The sequence below is a fragment of the Streptoverticillium olivoreticuli subsp. olivoreticuli genome, from assembly GCF_003391135.1.
In the GTDB taxonomy this organism is placed as follows: Bacteria; Actinomycetota; Actinomycetes; order Streptomycetales; family Streptomycetaceae; genus Streptomyces; species Streptomyces blastmyceticus.
Genome location: NZ_CP031455.1, coordinates 2529531 through 2550042 on the forward strand (window position 1 = coordinate 2529531; position 20512 = coordinate 2550042).

Below are 20512 nucleotides of genomic sequence, written 5' to 3' on the forward strand. Positions count from 1 at the left end.
GCGATCAGGCCGCTTCGGCGACGAGGCGCTCGACGGCGGCGACGGCCTCGTCGACGGCGTCCGGGTTCTGACCGCCGCCCTGGGCGACGTCCGGCTTGCCGCCGCCTCCGCCGCCGAGGGTCTTGGCGGCCGTACGCACCAGGTCGCCGGCCTTGAGCCCGCGCTCACGGGCGGCCTCGTTGGTGGCGATGACGGTCAGCGGCCGGCCGTTCACCACGGTGAACAGCGCGACGACGGCGGCCCGGCCGCCCTGGATCCGGCCGCGGACGTCGAGGACGAGCTTGCGCAGGTCGTCGGCGCCGGTGCCGTCCGGCACCCGGCCGATGGCCAGGGCCACGCCGTGGATGTCCTTGGCGCCCTCGGCGAGACCGGCGGCGGCCTGGAGCACCTTCTCGGCGCGGAAGCGCTCGATCTCCTTCTCGGCGTCCTTGAGCTTGGCGAGCATCCCGGAGATCTTCTCCGGCAGCTCCTCCGGGCGGCCCTTGACCAACTCCTGGAGCTGGGCGACGACCGTGTGCTCCTTGGCGAGGAAGCTGTAGGCGTCCACACCCACCAGGGCCTCGACGCGGCGCACGCCGGAGCCGATGGAGGACTCGCCGAGCAGCTTCACCAGGCCCAGCTGGGCGGTGTTGGCGACGTGCGTACCGCCGCACAGCTCCTTGGAGAAGTCGCCGATGGTCACGACGCGCACCCGCTCGCCGTACTTCTCGCCGAACTCGGCGATGGCGCCCTGCTTCTTGGCCTCGTCGATGCTCATGACCTCGGCCTGGACGTCGAGTTCACGGGAGAGGACCTCGTTGATCCGCTGCTCGACGTCCGTGAGGACGCTGCCGGGCACCGCGGCCGGGGAACCGAAGTCGAAGCGGAAGCGGCCGGGCGAGTTCTCCGAGCCGGCCTGGGCGGCCGTCGGGCCCAGGGCGTCGCGCAGCGCCTGGTGGGTGAGGTGGGTGGCGCTGTGGGCACGGGCGATGGCCCGACGGCGCGTCACATCGATGGAGGCATAGGCGGACGCGCCCACGGTGACCTCGCCGACCTGGACGACGCCCTTGTGGACGTTGACGCCCGGGACGGGCTTCTGCACGTCGCGGACCTCGATGACGGCACCGCTGTCGAGGCGGATCCGGCCCTGGTCGGCGAGCTGGCCGCCGCCCTCGGCGTAGAAGGGGGTGCGGTCGAGGACGACCTCGACCTCGTCGCCCTCGGTGGCGGCGGGCGAGGGCACGCCGTCGACCAGCAGGCCGAGGACCGTGGCCTCGTTCTCGGTGCGGGTGTAGCCCGTGAAGTCGGTCTCGCCGGCGGTGTCGGCCAGCGCGCGGTAGGCCGACAGGTCGGCGTGACCGGTCTTCTTGGCCCTGGCGTCGGCCTTGGCCCGCTCGCGCTGCTCCTTCATCAGGCGGCGGAAGCCGTCCTGATCCACCGTCAGGCCCTGCTCGGCGGCCATCTCCAGGGTGAGGTCGATCGGGAAGCCCCAGGTGTCGTGGAGCAGGAACGCCTTCTCACCGGGGAGCACCGTGCCACCGGAGGTCTTGGTCTCGGTGACGGCGGTGTCGAGGATGTTGGTGCCGGTCTTGAGGGTCTTGAGGAAGGCGGCCTCCTCGGCGAGGGCGACCGTCTCGATCCGCTTGCGGTCGGTGAGCAGCTCCGGGTACTGCTCGCCCATCGTCGTCAGGACGGTGTCGACGAGCTCGCCGACGACCGGCTCGGTGGCGCCCAGCAGGCGCATGTTGCGGATGGCGCGGCGCATGATGCGGCGCAGCACATAACCGCGGCCCTCGTTGCCGGGGGTGACGCCGTCGCCGATGAGCATCACGGAGGTGCGGATGTGGTCGGCGACCACGCGCAGGGCCACGTCGGTGTCGTGGGCGGCGCCGTAGGCCACGCCGGTGAGGGCGGTGGCCTTGTCCATGACGACGCGCAGGGTGTCGGTCTCGTACATGTTCTGTACGCCCTGCAGGATCATGGCGAGGCGCTCGAGGCCGAGGCCCGTGTCGATGTTCTTCGACGGCAGGTCGCCGAGGATCGGGAAGTTCTCCTTGTCCTCGCCGGCGCCGCGCTCGTACTGCATGAAGACCAGGTTCCAGATCTCCACGTACCGCTCGTCGTTGACGGCCGGGCCGCCCTCGACGCCGAACTCGGGGCCGCGGTCGTAGTTGATCTCGGAGCACGGGCCGCACGGGCCGGGGACGCCCATGGACCAGAAGTTGTCCTTCTTGCCCAGGCGCTGGATGCGCTCGGCGGGGACGCCCACCACGTCGCGCCAGATCCGCTCGGCCTCGTCGTCGTCGAGGTAGACGGTGATCCAGAGCTTCTCCGGCTCCAGGCCGTAGCCGCCGTCCGCCACGGAGCCGGTGAGCAGCTCCCAGGCGAGCTTGATGGCGCCTTCCTTGAAGTAGTCGCCGAAGGAGAAGTTGCCGCACATCTGGAAGAACGTGCCGTGGCGGGTGGTCTTGCCGACCTCTTCGATGTCCGGCGTGCGGACGCACTTCTGCACGCTGGTGGCGCGCGTGAAGGGGGGCTTGACCTCGCCGAGGAAGTACGGCTTGAAGGGGACCATGCCCGCGGGGACCAGGAGCAGCGTCGGGTCGTCCGCGATGAGCGACGCCGACGGCACGACGGTGTGCCCGCGCTCCTCGAAGAAGCGCAGCCAGCGGCGGCGGATTTCAGCCGACTCCATCAGTGGTCCTCTTTCCGGGTGAACGAGTGGTAGGTGTGCTGCTGTTCGAGTGCGACCAGCCGGCGCTGCTCGGGAAGCTCCCGGCGCTCGGGGTCGGGGTCGGCCGTGAGGCCGAGCGCGTCCTTGAGCGCCGCCTCGCGGTGCGCCATGCCGTCGCGGACGTCGAGGGCGAAGAGCCTGACCCGGCGGCCCGCGACGACCGCGCGGTCCGCTGCCTGGAGAGCCAGGCTCTCCGGGGTGAGCCGGGCCAGCTTGCGGTTGACCTTGGTCGTGGCCCAGACACCGGCGGCTACACCGGTCGTGAACCAGAAGGTGCGGCGGAACATTCCTGGGGTCAACCCTTCCCACGGATTCGGCGGCTGCCGCGCCTGGCGGACGGCAGTTTCTGGCCGACGGTCTTGCCTGCGAACACGGAGCGCTGCGGCGGCGCCTCCGCGGGCGTGGTCTTGCGGCCGATCGCGCGCCGCACGCCGTAGCCGAACGCCGCGACCTTGACCAGGGGCCCGCCGAAGGCGGAGGAGACGGTCGAGGAGAGCGCGGAGGCGTTCGCCGTGACCTCCTGGACGTCCGCGGCGATCGAGTCGACGCGGGCGAGCTGGGTGTTGGCGGAGCGCACGGTCGCGGAGGCGTCGGCGAGCAGCGGCACGGCCTGCTCGCAGACGTCGGCCACCAGTTTGGTGGCGGCCTTGAGCGTCTGCGCGAGCCGCACCAGGACCAGGGCCATGAACGACACGAGGATCGCCCAGAAGACGGCCACGAGGATCCCGGCCACCTCTCCACCGGACACGCTGCACCGCTCCCTGCTGGTCGTCGTTGCTCGACTGCCGCTTGCTGTCTCAGGACGTCTGCGGACGCCCCTTGACGTCCTGTACGACCTTATCGCGCCGGGCCTCGGCGCCCGTACCGGATTGCCGCGGCGACCACCCTGCCGACCAGCCGGAGTTTACGGTGCGCACACTCATCAGTACTCTCTGTGTGCCATGCCACCTCTCTCCGGCTCTCCGCTCCCCGGCACCCCCTCCCCCGGCCCCCACGGTGCCGCCGCACCGGGCTGCCACCGGCCCGGGCCGCCGGGCAATCTGCCCGCCGAGCCCAGCCGTCTCATCGGCCGCGGTCGCGAACTGGACGCGCTCGCCGCGCAGGTGGAGCGGGCCCGGCTGGTGACGGTCACCGGGGTCGGCGGCGTCGGCAAGACCCGGGTGGCGCTCCGGCTCGCCACTGCTTTGCAGGATCGCTTCTGCGACGGGGCGTGGCTGGCCGGGCTCTCCTCGCTCACCGACCCGGCCCTGCTGGACCACACGGTCGCCGAGGCCCTGGGGCTGACCGACCACACGGACCGGCCGCCGCGCGCGTCCCTGCTGGAGCAGCTCGCCGAGCGGCGGCTGCTGCTGGTCCTGGACGGGTGCGAGCAGTTGACGGAGGGCTGCGCGGCACTGGTCCACGCGCTGCTGCGGGGGGCGCCGGGGCTGCGGATCCTGGCGGTCTCCCGGCGGCCGCTGGGGATCGCGGGCGAACAGGTCTTCCCGCTGCCGCCGCTGTCGGACCCGGAGGCGGCCGAGCTCTTCGAGGACCGCGCCGCGGCGTGGCTCCGCGGCGGGGAGGCGGAGCGCACCGCCACGGACGAGCTGTGCCGCAGGCTGGACGGCATCCCGCTGGCCCTGGAACTGGCGGCGGCGCGGCTGGGCCCGCTGTCGGTGGCGCAGGCGCTGGAGCGGATCGACGACCGGTTCCGGCTGCTGGCCGGCGGGGTGCGAAGCGCGCTGCCGCGCCATCAGACGCTGCGTACGGCCATCGGCTGGAGCCATGAGCTGTGCACGCCGGCCGAGCGGCTGCTGTGGGCGCGGCTGACGGTCTTCGCGGGCCTGTTCGACCTGGAGGCGGCGGAGTACGTCTGCTCGGGTCCCGAGCTGCCCGCCGAGGGGCTGCTCGACGTGCTCGCCGAGCTGGTGGCGCAGTCCGTGGTGGTGCGGGAGGACACCCCGCTGGGTCCGCGCTACCGGCTGCTGGACCCGGTGCGGATCTACGGGGCCGGCTGGCTGGACGCGCTGGCGGACGGCGAGCGGATGCGGCGCAGGCACCGCGACTGGTACATGGGCCTGGTCACCTGGTGCGAGCTGGACTGGTTCAGCCCCCGGCAGGCGGAGGTGGCGGCCCGGATCGAGGCGGAGCTGCCGAACCTGCGGATCGCCCTGGAGTACAGCCTGGAGGAGAAGGGCGAGGCCCACATCGGGCAGTACCTCGCGGCGACGCTGTGGTTCTACTGGGTCGGCTGCGGGCGGCTGGCGGAGGGGCGGCACTGGCTGGACCGCGCGCTGGAGGCCGAGGCGGACAACGAGGAGACCCGGCTGAAGACCCTGTGGGTGCTGGGTCATGTGGCGGTGCTCCAGGGCGACCCGGCCCGGGCGGTGGGGGCGCTGGCGGAGTGCCGGGAGACGGCCGAGCGCAGCGGTCACGCCCGCGGCCTGGCCTATGCCGAGCACCGGGCGGGCGCGCTGGCCCTGGTCTCGGACGACCTGCCGCGCGCCGAGGAGCTGCTGCGGTCGGCGCTGGCGCGCTATCAGGAGATCGGCGAGCTGAACAGCAATGTCCTGATGGGTCAGGTGGAGCTGGCGACGGCCGTCGCCTTCCAGGGTGATCTGGCGGGCGCGGTGCGGCTGTGCGAGGAGGTCCGGGACGTCTGCGCGGACCACGGCGAGCGCTGGGCGCTGGCGTACGCGCTGTACGTGCTGGGCTTCGCGGCGTGGAGCGGCGGGGACACCGCGGGTGCCCGGCCGCTGCTGGAGGAGTGCCTGGCCGTCGACCACGCCTTCCACGGCCTGGTGGGCGCGGTGCTCGCGGTGGAGCTGCTGGCGCTGGTGACGCTGGAGGAGGGCGGCGCGGACGGGACGGCCGACGGCGGCGCCGAGGAGGCCGCGGTGCTCCAGGGTGCGGCGGGGCGGCTGTGGCGCTCGGTGGGGCTGCCGCTGTTCGGTTCGCGCCACTTCAACGCGCCGCACGCGCTGTGCGAGCGCCGGCTGCGGGAGGTGCTGGGCGCGCGGCGGTACGAGGAGTGCGTGCGCGAGGGGGCCCGGCTGGACCTGGGCGCGGTGGTGGCGCGGTGCGGGCCGCGGGCGGACCGGGCGCCGGTGCCGGGGGCCCGGGCGGCCGCGCCCCCGCCGGTCACGGGCGTACGGAGACCGGGAACGCACGAGCCCGCCGGCTCGCCGGCCACGGGGGCCGGGGAGACGACGGGCTGAGCGAGGAGCTCTGAGGAGCAGCTACTTCCGCAGGATCAGCGGGCGTAGTACTCGACGACGAGCTGCTCGTCGCAGATCACGGGGATCTCCTTGCGGTTCGGCTCCCGGTCCAGGCGGAAGGCCAGCGCCGGCAGGTTGACCTGCAGGTAGCGCGGGGTCTCGCCCTCGGTGTCGTAGCCACCGGCCATGGCGACCTGGAACGGGTGCTTGGCGCGGCTGCGCTCGCGGACCATCACGACGTCGTCGGGACGGACGCGGAACGACGGCTTGTCGACCTTGCCACCGTTGACCTCGATGTGGCCGTGGACGACCATCTGGCGGGCCTGGTAGATGGTGCGGGCGATGCCCGAACGCAGGACCAGCGCGTCGAGGCGGCGCTCGAGCTCGACGACCAGGGCCTCGCCCGTCTTGCCTTCGGCCTTCTTGGCACGGTCGTAGGCGCGGGCCATCTGGCGCTCGCTGATGTCGTACTGGGCGCGCAGACGCTGCTTCTCGAGCAGACGGACCTTGTAGTCCGAGTTCTGCTTGCGGCCACGGCCGTGCTCGCCCGGCGGGTAGGGGCGGGCCTCGAAGTACTTGACGGCCTTCGGCGTCAGCGCGATGCCGAGCGCACGAGACTTCTTGACCTTGGGACGCGACTGGTTAGGCACGTTCTCCAGACCTCCGTTGTGGGTTAGGTTAGGCTCACCTTACTCAAGGAGATCGCATGTCTCGTCCGGGGAACACCAGTCACATCACGGACAGCACGAAAGAGGCCGACGCAACTGATGGCGTCGACGCGACGGAGGTCCGATCAGATCGTGGTCAGCCGCGTCCCAGCGGACTTGAAATCGCGCGGATGCCGTCAGCAGCCGAGCGCACACGAACTCTCGTACAGAGTACATGCTCCGCGGTACTGCTGATCCCCGGGCTGACGGGCGGGACCGGCGCGGGCACCGCACTGCCCGCCGAACTGCTCGCGCCCGAGGCCCGCAGCGTGGGGCCGGACGGCGAGGTGTTCCTGGTCTTCCCCGCGGATTCACCGGTCGTACGCGCCGCCACGCACGCCCAGGACGACGAGCTGGCCGCCGTGCTGGAGATCACCGACGTCGCGCCGGTCTCCGTGCCCAACCGGATCCGGGGCCGCGCCTGGCTCTCCGGCTGGGTGACCTCGGTGCCCGGGGTGACCGAGCCCGGCCGGATGATGCTGCGGCTGGAGGTCGGCGAGAGCAGCGTGGACGACCTGTGGGGTGCGGAGAGCGTCGAACCGGACGACTTCGCCCGCGCCCACCCCGACCCCCTGGTCGAGCACGAGGCGGAGCTGCTCCAGCACCTGTACTCCTCGCACGGCGACCAGGTGCGCGCGCTGAGCTCGCTCCTCGGCGAGCGGCGGCCGCGCTGCGCCCGTGACCGGGCCGTGCCGCTCTCCCTGGACCGCTTCGGGCTGCGCGTGCGGTTCACCGCCGCGCACGGCGAGGGCACGGCGGCCGACCGGTCCTTCGACGTGCGCTTCGAATTCCCCGAGCCGGTGCGGGACATCGCCTCCCTGCGGCAGGCGATGCACGCCCTCTTCGACGCCGCGGAGGAATGAGCCGGCGCGGCCTTCAGGGGTGGGCCGGTGCTCAGCCCTCCGACTCGCCCCGCAGCCGCTTGCGGACCCGCTCCACCACGTCCGCGTAGCGCGCCTCCGCGCCGTACCGCGTCGGCTCGTAGTAGCGCTTGCCGTGGATCGCGTCCGGCGCGTACTGCTGGGCGGCGATGCCGCCGGGCAGGTCGTGGGGGTAGAGATAGCCCTGCGCGTGGCCGAGCTTCTCGGCCCCCTTGTAGTGCCCGTCGCGCAGGTGCGGGGGCACTGGCCCGGCGAGGCCCGCCCGGACGTCCGCGAGGGCCGCGTCGATCGCGAGGTACGCCGCGTTGGACTTGGGCGCGAGCGCGAGCGCCACGGCCACCTGGCCGAGCACGATCCGGGCCTCCGGGAAGCCGATCAGCGCGACGGCCTGCGCACCGGCGACCGCCGTCTGGAGCGCGGTGGGGTCGGCCAGGCCGATGTCCTCGCTCGCGGAGATCATCAGCCGCCGGGCGATGAACCGCGGGTCCTCCCCCGCCTCGATCATCCGGGCCAGGTAGTGCAGGGTGGCGTCCACGTCGGAGCCGCGGATCGACTTGATCAGGGCGCTGGCGACGTCGTAGTGCTGGTCCCCGGCGCGGTCGTAGCGCACGGCCGCGCGGTCGACGGCCTCCTCCAGCGTCTCCAGGGTGATCTCGGCCTCGCCCTTGGCGATGGCCGAACCCGCGCCCGCCTCCAGGGCCGTCAGCGCCCGCCGCGCGTCGCCTCCGGCGATCCGCAGCAGGTGCCCCTCGGCGTCCTCCGGCAGCGTCACCGCGCCGCCCAGGCCGCGCTCGTCGGTGAGCGCGCGGCGCAGCAGCCCGCGCAGGTCGTCGTCGGTGAGGGCCTGGAGGGTCAGCAGCAGGGAGCGGGACAGCAGGGGCGAGATGATCGAGAAATACGGATTCTCCGTGGTGGCCGCGATCAGGGTGACCCAGCGGTTCTCGACGGCGGGCAGCAGGGAGTCCTGCTGGGCCTTGCTGAAGCGGTGGATCTCGTCCAGGAAGAGGACGGTCTCCTTGCCGTAACCGCCCGAGGCGCGGCGGGCGCCGTCGATGACGGCCCGCACCTCCTTCACCCCGGCGGTGATCGCGGACAGCTCCACGAAGCGCTTGTTGGTGGCCTGGCTGACGACATAGGCCAGGGTCGTCTTGCCGATGCCCGGCGGGCCCCAGAGGATCACCGAGGACGGCCCGGCAGGACCGCCGCTCCCCTCCCCCACGAGCCGGCGCAGCGGGGAACCCTGCTTGAGGAGGTGGCCCTGGCCGACGACTTCGTCGAGGGTCCGCGGGCGCATCCGGACGGCCAGCGGACTGCTCGCCGGGTCTTTCTCCTGGCGGTCCTCGGCGGCTGCGGTGAAGAGGTCGGGTTCCACGCCCGAAACCCTATGCCACCACACTGACAACGCCGCCGGACCCAGAGGTCCGACGGCGTTCGTTCAGGCGCGGAGGGCGGCGGTCAGGCGGTGCCGCCGGTCCAGAAGTCCCACCACTTGGTGAGGATCAGCATGCCGATGATGCCGATGTGCAGCACCGGGATCACCCAGTGGAACTCCAGCAGCGCGCTCCGCAGCGCCCGCGGGGCGGGGATGAAGCCACTGCGGAGGTTCTGCACGGTCACGTACCAGAACATGACGATCGTGCCGACCCAGGCGAGGCAGCACCACAGGCACAGCGAGCCGATCACGTACAGCGACTCGTACTGCAGCCAGCTGACGAAACCGACGCCGAAGAGGCAGCCGGCCTGCATGCCGAGCCAGTACCACCGCGGGAAGCGGGCGCCGGAGAGCAGCGCGAGACCGATCGCGATGATCGCGCCGTAGCAGACCAGACCGAGCATCGGGTTGGGGAACCCGAACGCCTCCGCCTGCTCGCTCTTCATGATGTTGCCGCAGGAGACGATCGGGTTGAGGCTGCACCCCGGGACGAAGTTCGGGTCCTTGAGCAGCTCGAACTTGTCGAGCGTGATGACCCAGGACGCCAGCAGCCCCATGGCACCGGTGACGACCAGCAGCAGGGAGAACGCGCGGCCGCCGCCCACGGAACCCGTGGCCGGGCCGTCCCGCTCCTCGCCGTCGGTGTCGGAGCGGTCGAGTGCCGAAGTGGTCATAGCGCCATTGATCCCATCAGTCGGTCCGTGCGGCCATTCTGCACCAGGGCCCCGGCAATCAGCCCTGCCTGGTGAGGAGTTCGCCCACCACCGCGTCGAGGGCGACGGGTGTCTGCTCGCCGGTCTCCAGGTCCTTGAGCTGCACCATGCCATCGGCGAGGTCCCGCTCGCCCGCGACGAGCGCGAAGCGGGCGCCCGAGCGGTTGGCCGATTTCATGGCGTTCTTCAGGCCCTTGCCGCCGAACGCGAAGTCGGTGGCGACACCGGCGCGGCGCAGCTCGGTCACGAGGCCGAACAGCACCCGCCGGGCCTCGTCGCCCACCGGCACGGCGAAGACCTGCGTCGCGGCGGGCAGGTCGAGCTCGATGCCCTCGGCCTTGAGCGCCAGCACCGTGCGGTCGACGCCGAGCGCCCAGCCGACGGACGGCAGCGCCGGTCCGCCGATCATCTCGGACAGGCCGTCGTAGCGGCCGCCGCCGCCCACCGCGGACTGCGAGCCGAGGCCGTCGTGGACGAACTCGAAGGTGGTGCGGGTGTAGTAGTCCAGGCCGCGGACCAGCTTCTCGTCGTCCTCGAAGGCGACGCCCGCCGCGGTCAGCAGCTCGCGCACCCGCTCGTGGTACTCCTTGCACGCCTCGCAGAGGTGGTCGCGGAGCATCGGGGCGCCGACGAGCTGCTTCTGCACGGCCTCGCGCTTGTCGTCGAGGACCCGGAGCGGGTTGATCTCGATGCGGCGCCGGGTGTCCTCGTCGAGGTCCAGGCCGCGCAGGAAGGACTGGAGCGCGTCGCGGTAGGCGGGGCGGCACTCCTTGTCACCGAGGGAGTTCAGCAGCAGCCGGAAGTTGCTCAGGCCCAGCGACTTGTAGGCGTCGACGGCCAGGATGATCAGCTCGGCGTCGAGCGCCGGGTCCTCGGCGCCGATGGCCTCGGCGCCGACCTGCGAGAAGTGCCGGTAGCGGCCGGCCTGCGGGCGCTCGTAGCGGTAGTACGAGCCGGAGTACCAGAGCTTGACCGGGAGGTTGCCGGCCTTGTGCAGGTTGGCCTCCAGGGCCGCGCGCAGCACGGAGGCGGTGCCCTCGGGGCGCAGCGCGAGCTGGTCGCCGCCGCGCGTGGTGAGGGTGTACATCTCCTTGGTCACGATGTCGGTGGACTCGCCCACACCGCGGGAGAACAGCTCGACCTGCTCGAAGCCGGGGGTCTCGATATAGCCGTACCCGGAGCGCTTGAGCGGCGCGGAGATGGCCTCGCGCACCGCGAGGTAGACCGCGGAGTCGGGCGGGGTCAGGTCGTAGGTGCCCTTGGGGGCCTTGAACGTACTCACGGGAAAAATCTTCACATTCCTCGTCGCGGAGGGGCGGTGGCGCCGCCTCCGAGGCCGTGGCGCGCTTCTGCCAGGTCCCGCAGGTACGGGTTGGTGGCGCGCTCGCGGCCGATGCTGGTCTGGGGGCCGTGGCCGGACAGCACCACGGTCGAGTCGTCCAGGGGCAGGCACACGCGTGCCAGCGACCGGAGTATCTCGGCGTGATCGCCGCCGGGCAGGTCGGTGCGTCCGATGGAGCCGGCGAACAACAGGTCGCCCGAGAAGAACACCGACGGCACGTCGGAGGTCTCGGGCAGCCGGAAGGTCACCGACCCCTTGGTATGGCCGGGCGCGTGCGCGACGGAGAACTCCAGCCCGGCGAGGTCCAGCCGGGCGCCGTCGGTGAGCTCCTTGACGTCGTCCGGCTCCCCCACGGTCAGCTCGCCCATGAGGGGCTGCCCGATGGAGCGGCCGAGGGCCTTCTCCGGGTCGCTCATCATGTAGCGGTCCGAGGGGTGGATCCAGGCGGGGACGTCGTGGGCGCCGCACACCGGGACGACCGAGGCGACATGGTCGATGTGTCCATGGGTGAGGACGACGGCGACGGGCTTGAGCCGATGCTTCCTGAGCGCTTCCTCGACGCCCTGGGCGGCCTGGTGGCCCGGGTCGATGATCACGCACTCCTCGCCTGCGGCCGGGGCGACCAGATAGCAATTGGTGCCCCAGGCCCCGGCGGGGAACCCGGCGATAAGCACATTCGTCCTTAATGATCGACCAGCAGAATTCCAGCAGTGGACCGGCGGGGACTCCCCGGCGGGGAACCCCGGCCGGTACAGAGCCTACCGGCGGCACTCCCGTCACAGCGAACCCGTATACGGTACGGGCACACCCCGCAACATCCGGATCCACCATGGACCAGACGCCACGAGGAGACGACCCGGTGGTCAGTAACGAGCAGCGGCGGCGGCAGCTCGCCCGGGAGAAGTTCGAGCGGCAGCAGGAGCGCCGCGAGGCGGCCCGCCGCAAGGCGCGCCGCCGGAACGCGGTGATCGCCGCGGGCCTGGCCGTGGTGCTGGCCGCGGGCGCGACCGCGTACGCCACGGGCGCGCTGTCCGGCGGCGGCGGGAAGGACACCACGGACGCCGCGGCGCCGGACAGCTCCACGCCGCCGAGCAAGGGCCCGGACCCGTGCGCCAAGGCGGCCCCGGGCTCGCCCTCCGCCAAGTCGTGGAAGTCGGAGCCCGCGATGGCCGTCGACAAGTCGGCCTCGTACGCGATGGATCTGAAGACCACCTGCGGCGGCATCGACATCAAGCTCGACGCCGACAAGGCGCCGCACACGGTGAACTCGTTCAACTTCCTGGCCGGCGAGGGGTTCTACGACCACAGCTCGTGCCACCGGCTCACCAACGCCAACATCTACGTCCTCCAGTGCGGCGACCCCAAGGGCAACGGCACGGGCGGCTCCGGCTACACGATCCCGGACGAGAACCTCAAGGACACCCGGATCAAGGACGGGATCTATCCGGCGGGCACGGTCGCGATGGCCAACACCGGCCAGCCGGACTCCGGCGGCAGCCAGTTCTTCCTCGTCTACCAGGACAGCAAGCTGGACCCGAAGTACACCCCGGTCGGCACCATCGGCGCCGACGGCATGAAGGTGCTCAAGAAGATCGCCGACGCGGGTGTGCAGGGCGGCGCCCCCGACGGCGCGCCCAACGCGACCGTCACGATCGACAAGGCGACCGTGGCCAAGTCCTGAGCCCCGCCGGGGTATTCGCCGTCCGCGGCCGCCCTCCCGCCTCGCCACCGGGGCCTTCCGGGCCTGCGCACGGCGAAATTTCGGTCGCGCGGGATACGGACAGCCGGGCCACCGGTCGCCTATGTTGGCGTTGTGTAGGGTGCCTGATCCGACGGCTGCCCGCACCCAATCGATCAAGCCGTCGGACCGGTCAGGGCGCGGCCCTGCCGGAACAACTGTGGACGATGCCCGAGGGGCCGCGCACCGGCCCCGGCATCATGTGGAGGAGGCGCTGTGAGCAGCGACCCATGGGGCCGCGTCGATGAGACGGGGACTGTGTACGTGCGTACCGCCGACGGCGAGCAGGTCGTCGGCTCGTGGCAGGCGGGTTCCCCCGACGAGGCACTCGCCTACTTCGAGCGCAAGTACGAGGGCCTGGTCGTCGAGATCGGCCTCCTCGAGCGCCGGGTCAGGACCACCGACCTGTCGGCCAAGGACGCGACGACCGCGATCGACCACCTGCGGACGCAGGTCGACGAACACCACGCGGTCGGCGATCTGGACGCGCTGCGCGTCCGGCTCGACAAGCTCGTCGCGACGGTCGAGACGCGCCGCGAGGAGCGCAAGGCCGCCAAGGCGAAGCAGTCCGACGAGGCCCGCACGGCGAAGGAGGCACTGGTCGCCGAGGCCGAGGAGCTGGCCGCGAGCGAGCAGTGGCGGTCGGCCGGCGAGCGGCTGCGCGCCCTGGTCGACACCTGGAAGGGCCTGCCGCGGCTGGACCGCAAGGCGGACGACGAGCTGTGGCACCGCTTCTCGCACGCCCGCTCGGCGTTCTCCAAGCGGCGCAAGGCGCACTTCGCGTCGCTGGACGCCCAGCGCGAGGAGGCCCGCAAGGCCAAGGAGAAGCTGGTCGCCGAGGCCGAGTCGCTCTCCGGGTCGGCCGACTGGGGCCCGACGGCCGCGCGTTACCGCGAGCTGATGGCGGACTGGAAGGCCGTCGGGCGCGCCCAGCGCGAGGCGGAGGACGAGCTGTGGGCCCGCTTCCGCGGCGCGCAGGACGTCTTCTTCCAGGCGCGCGGCGAGGTGTTCGCCGAGCGCGACGCCGAGCAGCAGGTCAACCTCACCCGCAAGGAGGAGCTGGTCACCGAGGCGGAGAAGCTGCTGCCGGTGACGGACCTCAAGGCGGCGCGGGCGGCGTTCCGTTCGATCAACGAGCGCTGGGAGGCCGTGGGCCACGTGCCGCGGGACGCCCGGCCGAAGATCGAGGGCCGGATGCACACCGTCGAGCGCGCGCTCCAGGAGGCCGAGGAGAGCGAGTGGCGGCGTACCAACCCGGAGGCACGGGCGCGCGCGGCCGGTCTGACCGGGCAGCTGCAGGCCGCGGTCGACAAGCTGCAGGAGCAGGCGGACAAGGCGCGTGCCGCGGGCAACGACGCCAAGGCCGACAAGCTCACCAAGGAGCTGGAGGGCCGCAAGGCGCTGCTGGACCAGGCCCTGAAGGGCCTGGAGGAGTTCGGCGGCTGAGAAGCCGTCACATGAAGTAGGAAGTAAGGGGCTCCGGCTATGGCCGGAGCCCCTTACTCATGTCCGCTTCCCCGATGTCCGCGCCGGCTACGGCCTGCGGGCGGAGGTCACGCGGTAGACGTCGTAGACACCCTCCACGCCCCGCACCGCCTTGAGGACGTGCCCCAGGTGCTTGGGGTCGCCCATCTCGAAGGTGAAGCGCGAGGTGGCCACCCGGTCGCGGGAGGTCTGCACGGCGGCGGAGAGGATGTTGACGTGCTGGTCGGACAGGACGCGGGTGACGTCCGACAGCAGCCGGGACCGGTCCAGCGCCTCCACCTGGATGGCGACGAGGAAGACCGACGACTGGGTCGGCGCCCACTCGACCTCGATGATCCGCTCGGGCTGCTGCGAGAGCGAGTCGACGTTGACGCAGTCGGCGCGGTGCACCGAGATGCCGTTGCCCCGGGTGACGAAGCCGATGATCGGGTCGCCGGGCACCGGCGTACAACAGCGGGCCAGCTTCACCCACACGTCGTCGACGCCCTTGACGACCACGCCGGGGTCCGCGCTGGAACGCCGCTTGGAGCGGCCGCGGATGGGCGCGGACTCCTCGATGTCCTCGGTGGCCGCGTCCTCGCCGCCGAGGGCCTGGACCAGCTTCTGCACGACGCCCTGCGCCGCGACGTGGCCCTCGCCGATGGCGGCGTAGAGGGAGGAGATGTCGGGGTAGCGCATCTCGTGCGCGAGGGTGACCAGCGAGTCGCCGGTGAGGATCCGCTGGATCGGCAGGTTCTGCTTGCGCATGGCGCGCGCGATGGCGTCCTTGCCCTGCTCGATGGCCTCGTCGCGGCGCTCCTTGGAGAACCAGGCGCGGATCTTGTTGCGGGCGCGCGGTGACTTGACGAAGCCGAGCCAGTCGCGGGACGGGGCGGCGCCGGGCGCCTTGGAGGTGAAGACCTCGACCAGGTCGCCGTTGTCCAGGGTCGATTCGAGCGGGACGAGACGGCCGTTGACCCGGGCGCCTATGGTGCGGTGGCCGACCTCGGTGTGGACGGCGTAGGCGAAGTCGACCGGGGTGGCCCCGGCCGGGAGCGCTATGACATCGCCCTTGGGCGTGAAGACGAAGACCTCGTTGCGCGAGAGGTCGAAGCGCAGGGACTCCAGGAACTCGCCCGGGTCCTCGGTCTCCTTCTGCCAGTCCAGGAGCTGCCGCAGCCAGGCCATGTCATTGACGGTGTCCTGGTTCTTCCCGGCGTTCTTGGGGACGTCGGTGCGGACCTTGGAGGCCCCGGCGACGGCCTCCTGCTTGTACTTCCAGTGCGCGGCGATGCCGTACTCCGCGCGCCGGTGCATGTCGAAGGTGCGGATCTGCAGCTCTACGGGCTTGCCGCTGGGACCTATGACCGTCGTGTGCAGCGACTGGTACATGTTGAACTTCGGCATCGCGATGTAGTCCTTGAACCGCCCAGGGACCGGATTCCACCGGGCGTGGACGGTGCCGAGCGCCGCATAGCAGTCGCGGACGGTGTCGACGAGGACGCGGATGCCCACCAGGTCGTAGATCTCGGCGAAGTCGCGGCCCCGCACGATCATCTTCTGGTAGACGCTGTAGTAGTGCTTGGGGCGGCCGGTGACGGTGGCCTTGATCCGGGCGGCGCGCAGGTCGGCCTGGACCTCGTCGGTGACGATGGCCAGGTATTCGTCCCGCTTGGGGGCGCGCTCGGCGACAAGGCGGACGATCTCGTCGTACATCTTGGGGTAGAGGATCGCGAAGGCGAGGTCCTCCAGCTCCCACTTGATGGTGTTCATGCCCAGCCGGTGCGCCAGCGGGGCGTAGATCTCCAGCGTCTCGCGGGCCTTCTTCTCCTGCTTCTCCCGCTTGAGGTAGCGCATGGTGCGCATGTTGTGCAGGCGGTCGGCGAGCTTGATGACCAGGACGCGCGGGTCCTTGGCCATGGCGACGACCATCTTGCGCACGGTCTCGGCCTGCGCCGCCTCGCCGAACTTGACCCGGTCGAGCTTGGTGACGCCGTCCACCAGCAGGGCGACCTGGTCGCCGAAGTCACGGCGCAGGGTGTCCAGGCCGTACTCGGTGTCCTCGACGGTGTCGTGCAGCAGGCCCGCCATCAGCGTGGCCGGGTCCATGCCCAGCTCGGCGAGGATCGTGGTCACCGCGAGGGGGTGGGTGATGTACGGGTCGCCGCTCTTGCGCTTCTGTCCGCGGTGCCAGCGCTCGGCGACCTGATAGGCGCGCTCGATCTGCCGCAAGGTGGCGGTGTCGGCCTTGGGGTCGTTCCCGCGGACGACGCGCAGCAGCGGTTCGAGCACCGGGTTGTACGGGCTGGAGCGCTGGACGCCCAGGCGGGCGAGGCGGGCCCGGACCCGGCTGGAGGAGCCGGAGCGCGGGGCGGGTCCCTGCGGGGCGGTGGGCCGGACGGGTGAGGCACCCGCGGGCACGACGGCCGCCTTGCCGGCGGCGGCGGGCGCCGGGGCCGTCCGCGCGTCGGCCGCGGGACCCTTGGGGTCCTCGGGAGCCGTGCGGCCCTCGGGCTCAGCCGCGCTGTCGGGGCGGCCCTGGGGCGTGCCCGTGGCCGCCGCGGCCTCGGGAGACGGCTTGTCCGGCTGTGCGGCGGTGAGCGGCTGGGCCTCGTCTGGCAAGAGCACTCCTCATGCGGGTCCGGCCCCCCGTTCAGGTCCGGACTGCCATGGTATCGAGCCGGGCGGCGTGGCTGCCGCGCGGCCGGGTGGTGCCGAGCACGAACGCGGGGCGGGCACCGGATGTTCCCGGTGCCCGCCCCGCGTCGTCGATCGCGTCGTTGCCGTCCCGTACGGGTCAGAGCGTGATCAGTGCCTCCAGCGGCGCGTCGCCGAGGCCTTCGGCCAGTCGCCGACGGCCGTCGAGGAAGCCGAGCTCCATCAGCACGGCGACGCCCGCGACCTCGGCGCCGGCCCGGCGGATCAGCTGGAGCGCCGCCTCCGCCGTGCCGCCGGTGGCCAGCACGTCGTCGATGACCAGCACCCGGTCGCCCGGGCCCACGGCGTCGGCGTGCATCTCGATCTCGGCGGTGCCGTACTCCAGCTCGTACGACTGCGCGAGGCAGGCGCCGGGGAGCTTGCCCGCCTTGCGCACGGGGATGAAGCCGATGCCGGCGCGGACGGCGGCCGGGGCGCCCAGGATGAACCCGCGGGCCTCCAGGCCGACGACCTTGGTCGCGCCGAGGCGCTCGCAGAGCTCGGCGAAGGTGTCGGTGAGCAGACCGAACGCCTTGGCGTCGGCGAGCAGCGGGGTGATGTCCTTGAACATCACGCCCGGCTTCGGGTAGTCCGGCACATCGTGGATGTGCGCGAGCAGCGCCTCACGCAGCTTCTCGTCGGTCATGCCGACCTCCACGGCGCTCATCGGCGCTTCCCCGAGGGACGGCCGCGGCCGCCGCGGTTGCGGGGGGTGGCCTGGCGGACGATGCCCGCCGGGGCCGCGTCCTCCGGCTCCTCGCCGTAGGACTCCTCGTCCTGCGGCTCGCCCTCGCCGGACTCGGCCTTGGCGGTCGCGGCGGCGCGCTTGGCCGCCACCCGCTTGGCCAGGGCCCGCATCTGCGGGTCGCGCTCCTTGAGGTCGGCGACCAGCGGGGTCGCGATGAAGATCGAGGAGTACGCACCGGCCGCGAGGCCGACGAAGAGGGCGAGGGAGATGTCGTTGAGCATGCCCGCGCCCAGGAAGCCGCCGCCGATGAAGAGCAGGCCGGCGACCGGCAGCAGCGCCACGACAGTGGTGTTGATGGAGCGCACCAGGGTGCCGTTGAGGCTGCGGTTGGCGATCTCGCTGTAGGTCCAGCGGGTCTGCTTGGTGATCTCCTTCGAGCTCTCCTTCAGACCGTCGAAGACGACGACGGTGTCGTAGAGGGAGTAACCGAGGATGGTCAGCAGACCGATCACCGTGCCCGGGGTGACCTCGAAGCCCACCAGGGCGTAGACGCCGACGGTGATGGTGAGGTCGTGGATCAGGGCGATGAGGGCGGCGATCGCCATGCGCCATTCGAAGGCGATCGCCAGATAGATCACCACGAGGATCATGAAGACCGCCAGGCCCGTCCAGGCCTTGTTGGCGATCTGGTCGCCCCAGCTGGGGCCGACGATATCGGCATTGATCTTGTTCAGCGGGACGTCGAGCTTCTTGGCCAGCGCCGCCTGCGTCGTCCGCGACTGCTCGGTGGTCAGCTCGCTGACCTGGACGCGCAGCGTGTTGTTGCCGAGCTTCTGGACGATGGCGGGGTGCCCCGAGGTGTCCTCGGCCGTCCGCTTGGCCTGCTCGGCCGAGACGGAGGTCGTGGGCGTGGTGAAGACCGCGCCGCCGGAGAACTCGATGCCCATGTTCAGGCCGCGCACGGCCAGGCCGACGATGGCCGTGATCGTGATGAGGATCGAGATGCCGTACCAGATCTTCCGCTTGCCGACGAAGTCGTAGCCGACCTCACCGCGGTAGAGCCGGGCGCCGAGGTTGCCGAGCTTGGACATCTCACGCCTCCTTGGGGTCGACGGGAGCGGAGGGGCGACGGCGGGAGCCCCGCAGCGGCGGCTTGGCGCCGAGCCGCTTGGGGTCCAGCCCGGACCACGGATGGCCGCTGGCGAAGAACTTACGGCGGGCGAGGAGCGTCATCAGCGGCTTGGTGAAGAAGAAGACCACGACGACGTCGAGGAGCGTGGTCAGACCGAGGGTGAACGCGAAGCCCTGCACCTTGCCGACGGTGACGATGAAGAGCACCGCGGCGGCGAGGAAGGACACGAAGTCGGAGACCAGGATGGTGCGGCGGGCACGCGGCCAGCCCCGCTCGACGGCCGGGCGCAGCGTCCGGCCCTCCCTGATCTCGTCACGGATGCGTTCGAAGTAGACGATGAAGGAGTCGGCGGTGATGCCGATCGCGACGATGGCACCGCAGACGGCCGGCAGGTTCAGCGCGAAGCCGATGGCCTGCCCCAGCAGCACCATGATCACGTACGTGAGGATCGCGGAGCACAGGAGGCTGGCGAGGGCGACGAGCGCGAGACCGCGGTAGTAGGCCACCAGGTAGATGATGACCAGGGCGAGGCCGATGGCACCGGCGATGAGGCCGGCGCGCAGCTGCTCGCCGCCGAGCGCGGCGGTGACGGTCGTCTCGGTCTCGACGCTGAAGGACAGCGGCAGGGAGCCGTAGGACAGCACGTTGGCCAGGTCCTGGGCGCTCTGCTGGGTGAAGCCGCCGTTGATCTCCGCCTGGCCGCCGTTGATCGAAGTGGACACGGAGGGGTCGGAGACGACCTCGCCGTCCAGGACGATCGCGAACTGGTTCTGCGGGGACTGCTTGGTGGCCAGCTGGCCGGTCACGTCGGCGAACTTCTTGGAGCCGCCGGAGGTGAACTTCAGCTGGACGATCCAGCCGCGGCCCTGCTGGCTGTCGAAGACGGCGGAGGCGCTGCTGACGCCGGTGCCCTCGACGGACACCGGGCCGAGGATCTCCTTGGCGGAGCCGTCCTTCTTGCACGCCACGATCGTGTCGGTCACGGCGGAGCGGGCGGCGGCCTCGCTCGCGGCGGAGCGGCCTTCCTTGGTGGAGCAGTCCAGCGCGTCGAGCTTCTTCTGGAGCGCGGCGACGTCGGCGGGGGCCGGCGAGGGGTTGGTGTCCTGCTTGGACTTGTCGTCCTTCTTGGCGCCCTTGTCGTCCGTGCCCGCGGAGGCGGAGGCGCTCGGGGTGGTGGCGGCGTCGGCCTTCAGCGCGTCGGTGACGGCGCGGCCCTGGGTGCTCGCGGAGGGCGAGGGGGAGCCGGACGGCTTGTTCTTGTCGTCCTTGCTCTTGTCACCGCTCTTGTCGCCCTTGTCCTTGCCCCCGGCGGAGGGGCTGGTGTTGGGCTCGGGCGCCTTGGCACCGGGGGCGACGCTCAGCACGGGCCGGAAGCCCAGCTTGGCGGTCGTACCGACCTGCTGCCGGGCCTGCTCCGCGTTCGTCCCCTTGGGGATGTTCACGACGATGTGGTCGCGGCCCTGCGTCTGAACCTCGGCCTCGCTGACACCGAGGCCGTTGACACGCCGCTCGATGATGCCGACGGCCGTGTTCATATTGGTGTCATTGATCGCATTGGGCTTGCCGGGTTCGTTCTTGGCCTTCAGCGTGAAGCTGGTGCCACCCGCGAGGTCGATACCCAGCCGCGGTGTGGTGCGCCCGGAGGCGAACATCCCCCCGGTGAGCGCCACCATGGCGATCAGGATCAGGGCCAGGACACGGCCCGGCCTGCCCTGGCCGCCCGGGGACCTGCGGCCCTTCTTCGGTGCTGCCACCTTGTCGTTTCTCCCTGTCCAACCGCCCGGCGTCGGGTGTTTCCCGGACGGCCA

General features: G+C 71.5%; 16 protein-coding genes. 4 read left to right on the forward strand and 12 right to left on the reverse strand.

Annotated elements, in window-relative coordinates; translation table 11 throughout:
* Positions 1–4: 4 nt before the first annotated feature.
* From alaS to DXZ73_RS10485, 3 genes are read right to left on the reverse strand one after another with little or no spacing between them, the layout of a single operon-like run.
* Complete coding sequence (alaS, locus tag DXZ73_RS10475) at positions 5–2674, reverse strand: alanine--tRNA ligase (RefSeq protein WP_116210736.1); 2670 nt, start codon at positions 2672–2674, stop codon at positions 5–7.
* The gene (locus DXZ73_RS10480) at positions 2674–3000 is read right to left on the reverse strand and encodes a DUF6167 family protein (protein ID WP_116210737.1); all 327 of its coding nucleotides are present in this window, start codon (positions 2998–3000) and stop codon (positions 2674–2676) included. Before DXZ73_RS10480 ends, alaS begins: the two co-directional genes overlap by 1 nt.
* Positions 3001–3008: 8 nt before the next feature.
* Positions 3009–3461, reverse strand: a complete 453-nt coding sequence (locus tag DXZ73_RS10485; RefSeq protein WP_240351294.1) for a DUF948 domain-containing protein — start codon at positions 3459–3461, stop codon at positions 3009–3011.
* Between the two features lie 193 nt (positions 3462–3654).
* Between DXZ73_RS10485 and DXZ73_RS10490 the strand changes: the two genes are divergently transcribed.
* Positions 3655–5910, forward strand: a complete 2256-nt coding sequence (locus DXZ73_RS10490) for an ATP-binding protein (protein WP_162890140.1) — start codon at positions 3655–3657, stop codon at positions 5908–5910.
* Between the two features lie 35 nt (positions 5911–5945).
* On the opposite strand, the gene rpsD is transcribed toward DXZ73_RS10490, so the two are convergent.
* On the reverse strand, positions 5946–6560 hold the full coding sequence (gene rpsD, locus DXZ73_RS10495) for a 30S ribosomal protein S4 (protein ID WP_116210738.1): 615 nt from the start codon (positions 6558–6560) through the stop codon (positions 5946–5948).
* 188 nt (positions 6561–6748) lie between these two features.
* Between rpsD and DXZ73_RS10500 the strand changes: the two genes are divergently transcribed.
* The gene (locus DXZ73_RS10500) at positions 6749–7480 is read left to right on the forward strand and encodes a DUF2470 domain-containing protein (RefSeq protein ID WP_116210739.1); all 732 of its coding nucleotides are present in this window, start codon (positions 6749–6751) and stop codon (positions 7478–7480) included.
* Between the two features lie 31 nt (positions 7481–7511).
* Here DXZ73_RS10500 and DXZ73_RS10505 read toward each other — a convergent pair whose 3' ends face one another.
* From DXZ73_RS10505 to DXZ73_RS10520, 4 genes are all read right to left on the reverse strand, one after another.
* Positions 7512–8870, reverse strand: a complete 1359-nt coding sequence (locus tag DXZ73_RS10505) for a replication-associated recombination protein A (protein WP_116210740.1) — start codon at positions 8868–8870, stop codon at positions 7512–7514.
* Positions 8871–8953: 83 nt separating this feature from the next.
* Complete coding sequence (locus DXZ73_RS10510) at positions 8954–9604, reverse strand: vitamin K epoxide reductase family protein (protein ID WP_116210741.1); 651 nt, start codon at positions 9602–9604, stop codon at positions 8954–8956.
* Between the two features lie 58 nt (positions 9605–9662).
* The gene (hisS, locus tag DXZ73_RS10515) at positions 9663–10925 is read right to left on the reverse strand and encodes a histidine--tRNA ligase (RefSeq protein WP_116210742.1); all 1263 of its coding nucleotides are present in this window, start codon (positions 10923–10925) and stop codon (positions 9663–9665) included.
* An 11-nt stretch (positions 10926–10936) separates the two neighbouring features.
* Positions 10937–11659: an MBL fold metallo-hydrolase gene (locus tag DXZ73_RS10520; RefSeq protein ID WP_116210743.1), complete on the reverse strand. Its 723-nt coding sequence runs from the start codon at positions 11657–11659 to the stop codon at positions 10937–10939.
* A gap of 185 nt (positions 11660–11844) precedes the next feature.
* Here DXZ73_RS10520 and DXZ73_RS10525 point away from each other — a divergent pair, with 185 nt between their 5' ends.
* On the forward strand, positions 11845–12666 hold the full coding sequence (locus tag DXZ73_RS10525; RefSeq protein ID WP_116210744.1) for a peptidylprolyl isomerase: 822 nt from the start codon (positions 11845–11847) through the stop codon (positions 12664–12666).
* A 273-nt stretch (positions 12667–12939) separates the two neighbouring features.
* Positions 12940–14169: a DUF349 domain-containing protein gene (locus tag DXZ73_RS10530; RefSeq protein WP_116210745.1), complete on the forward strand. Its 1230-nt coding sequence runs from the start codon at positions 12940–12942 to the stop codon at positions 14167–14169.
* Between the two features lie 87 nt (positions 14170–14256).
* On the opposite strand, the gene DXZ73_RS10535 is transcribed toward DXZ73_RS10530, so the two are convergent.
* The 4 genes from DXZ73_RS10535 to secD form a co-directional block, all read right to left on the reverse strand.
* Positions 14257–16809, reverse strand: a complete 2553-nt coding sequence (locus DXZ73_RS10535; protein ID WP_116210746.1) for a RelA/SpoT family protein — start codon at positions 16807–16809, stop codon at positions 14257–14259.
* A gap of 175 nt (positions 16810–16984) precedes the next feature.
* Positions 16985–17551 carry an adenine phosphoribosyltransferase gene (locus DXZ73_RS10545; RefSeq protein WP_205519149.1) on the reverse strand — a complete coding sequence of 189 codons (567 nt, stop codon included), beginning with the start codon at positions 17549–17551 and terminating at the stop codon, positions 16985–16987.
* The gene (gene secF, locus DXZ73_RS10550) at positions 17548–18663 is read right to left on the reverse strand and encodes a protein translocase subunit SecF (RefSeq protein WP_116210747.1); all 1116 of its coding nucleotides are present in this window, start codon (positions 18661–18663) and stop codon (positions 17548–17550) included. Before secF ends, DXZ73_RS10545 begins: the two co-directional genes overlap by 4 nt.
* 1 nt (position 18664) lies before the next feature.
* Positions 18665–20458 carry a protein translocase subunit SecD gene (gene secD, locus DXZ73_RS10555; protein ID WP_116210748.1) on the reverse strand — a complete coding sequence of 598 codons (1794 nt, stop codon included), beginning with the start codon at positions 20456–20458 and terminating at the stop codon, positions 18665–18667.
* Positions 20459–20512: the final 54 nt, after the last annotated feature.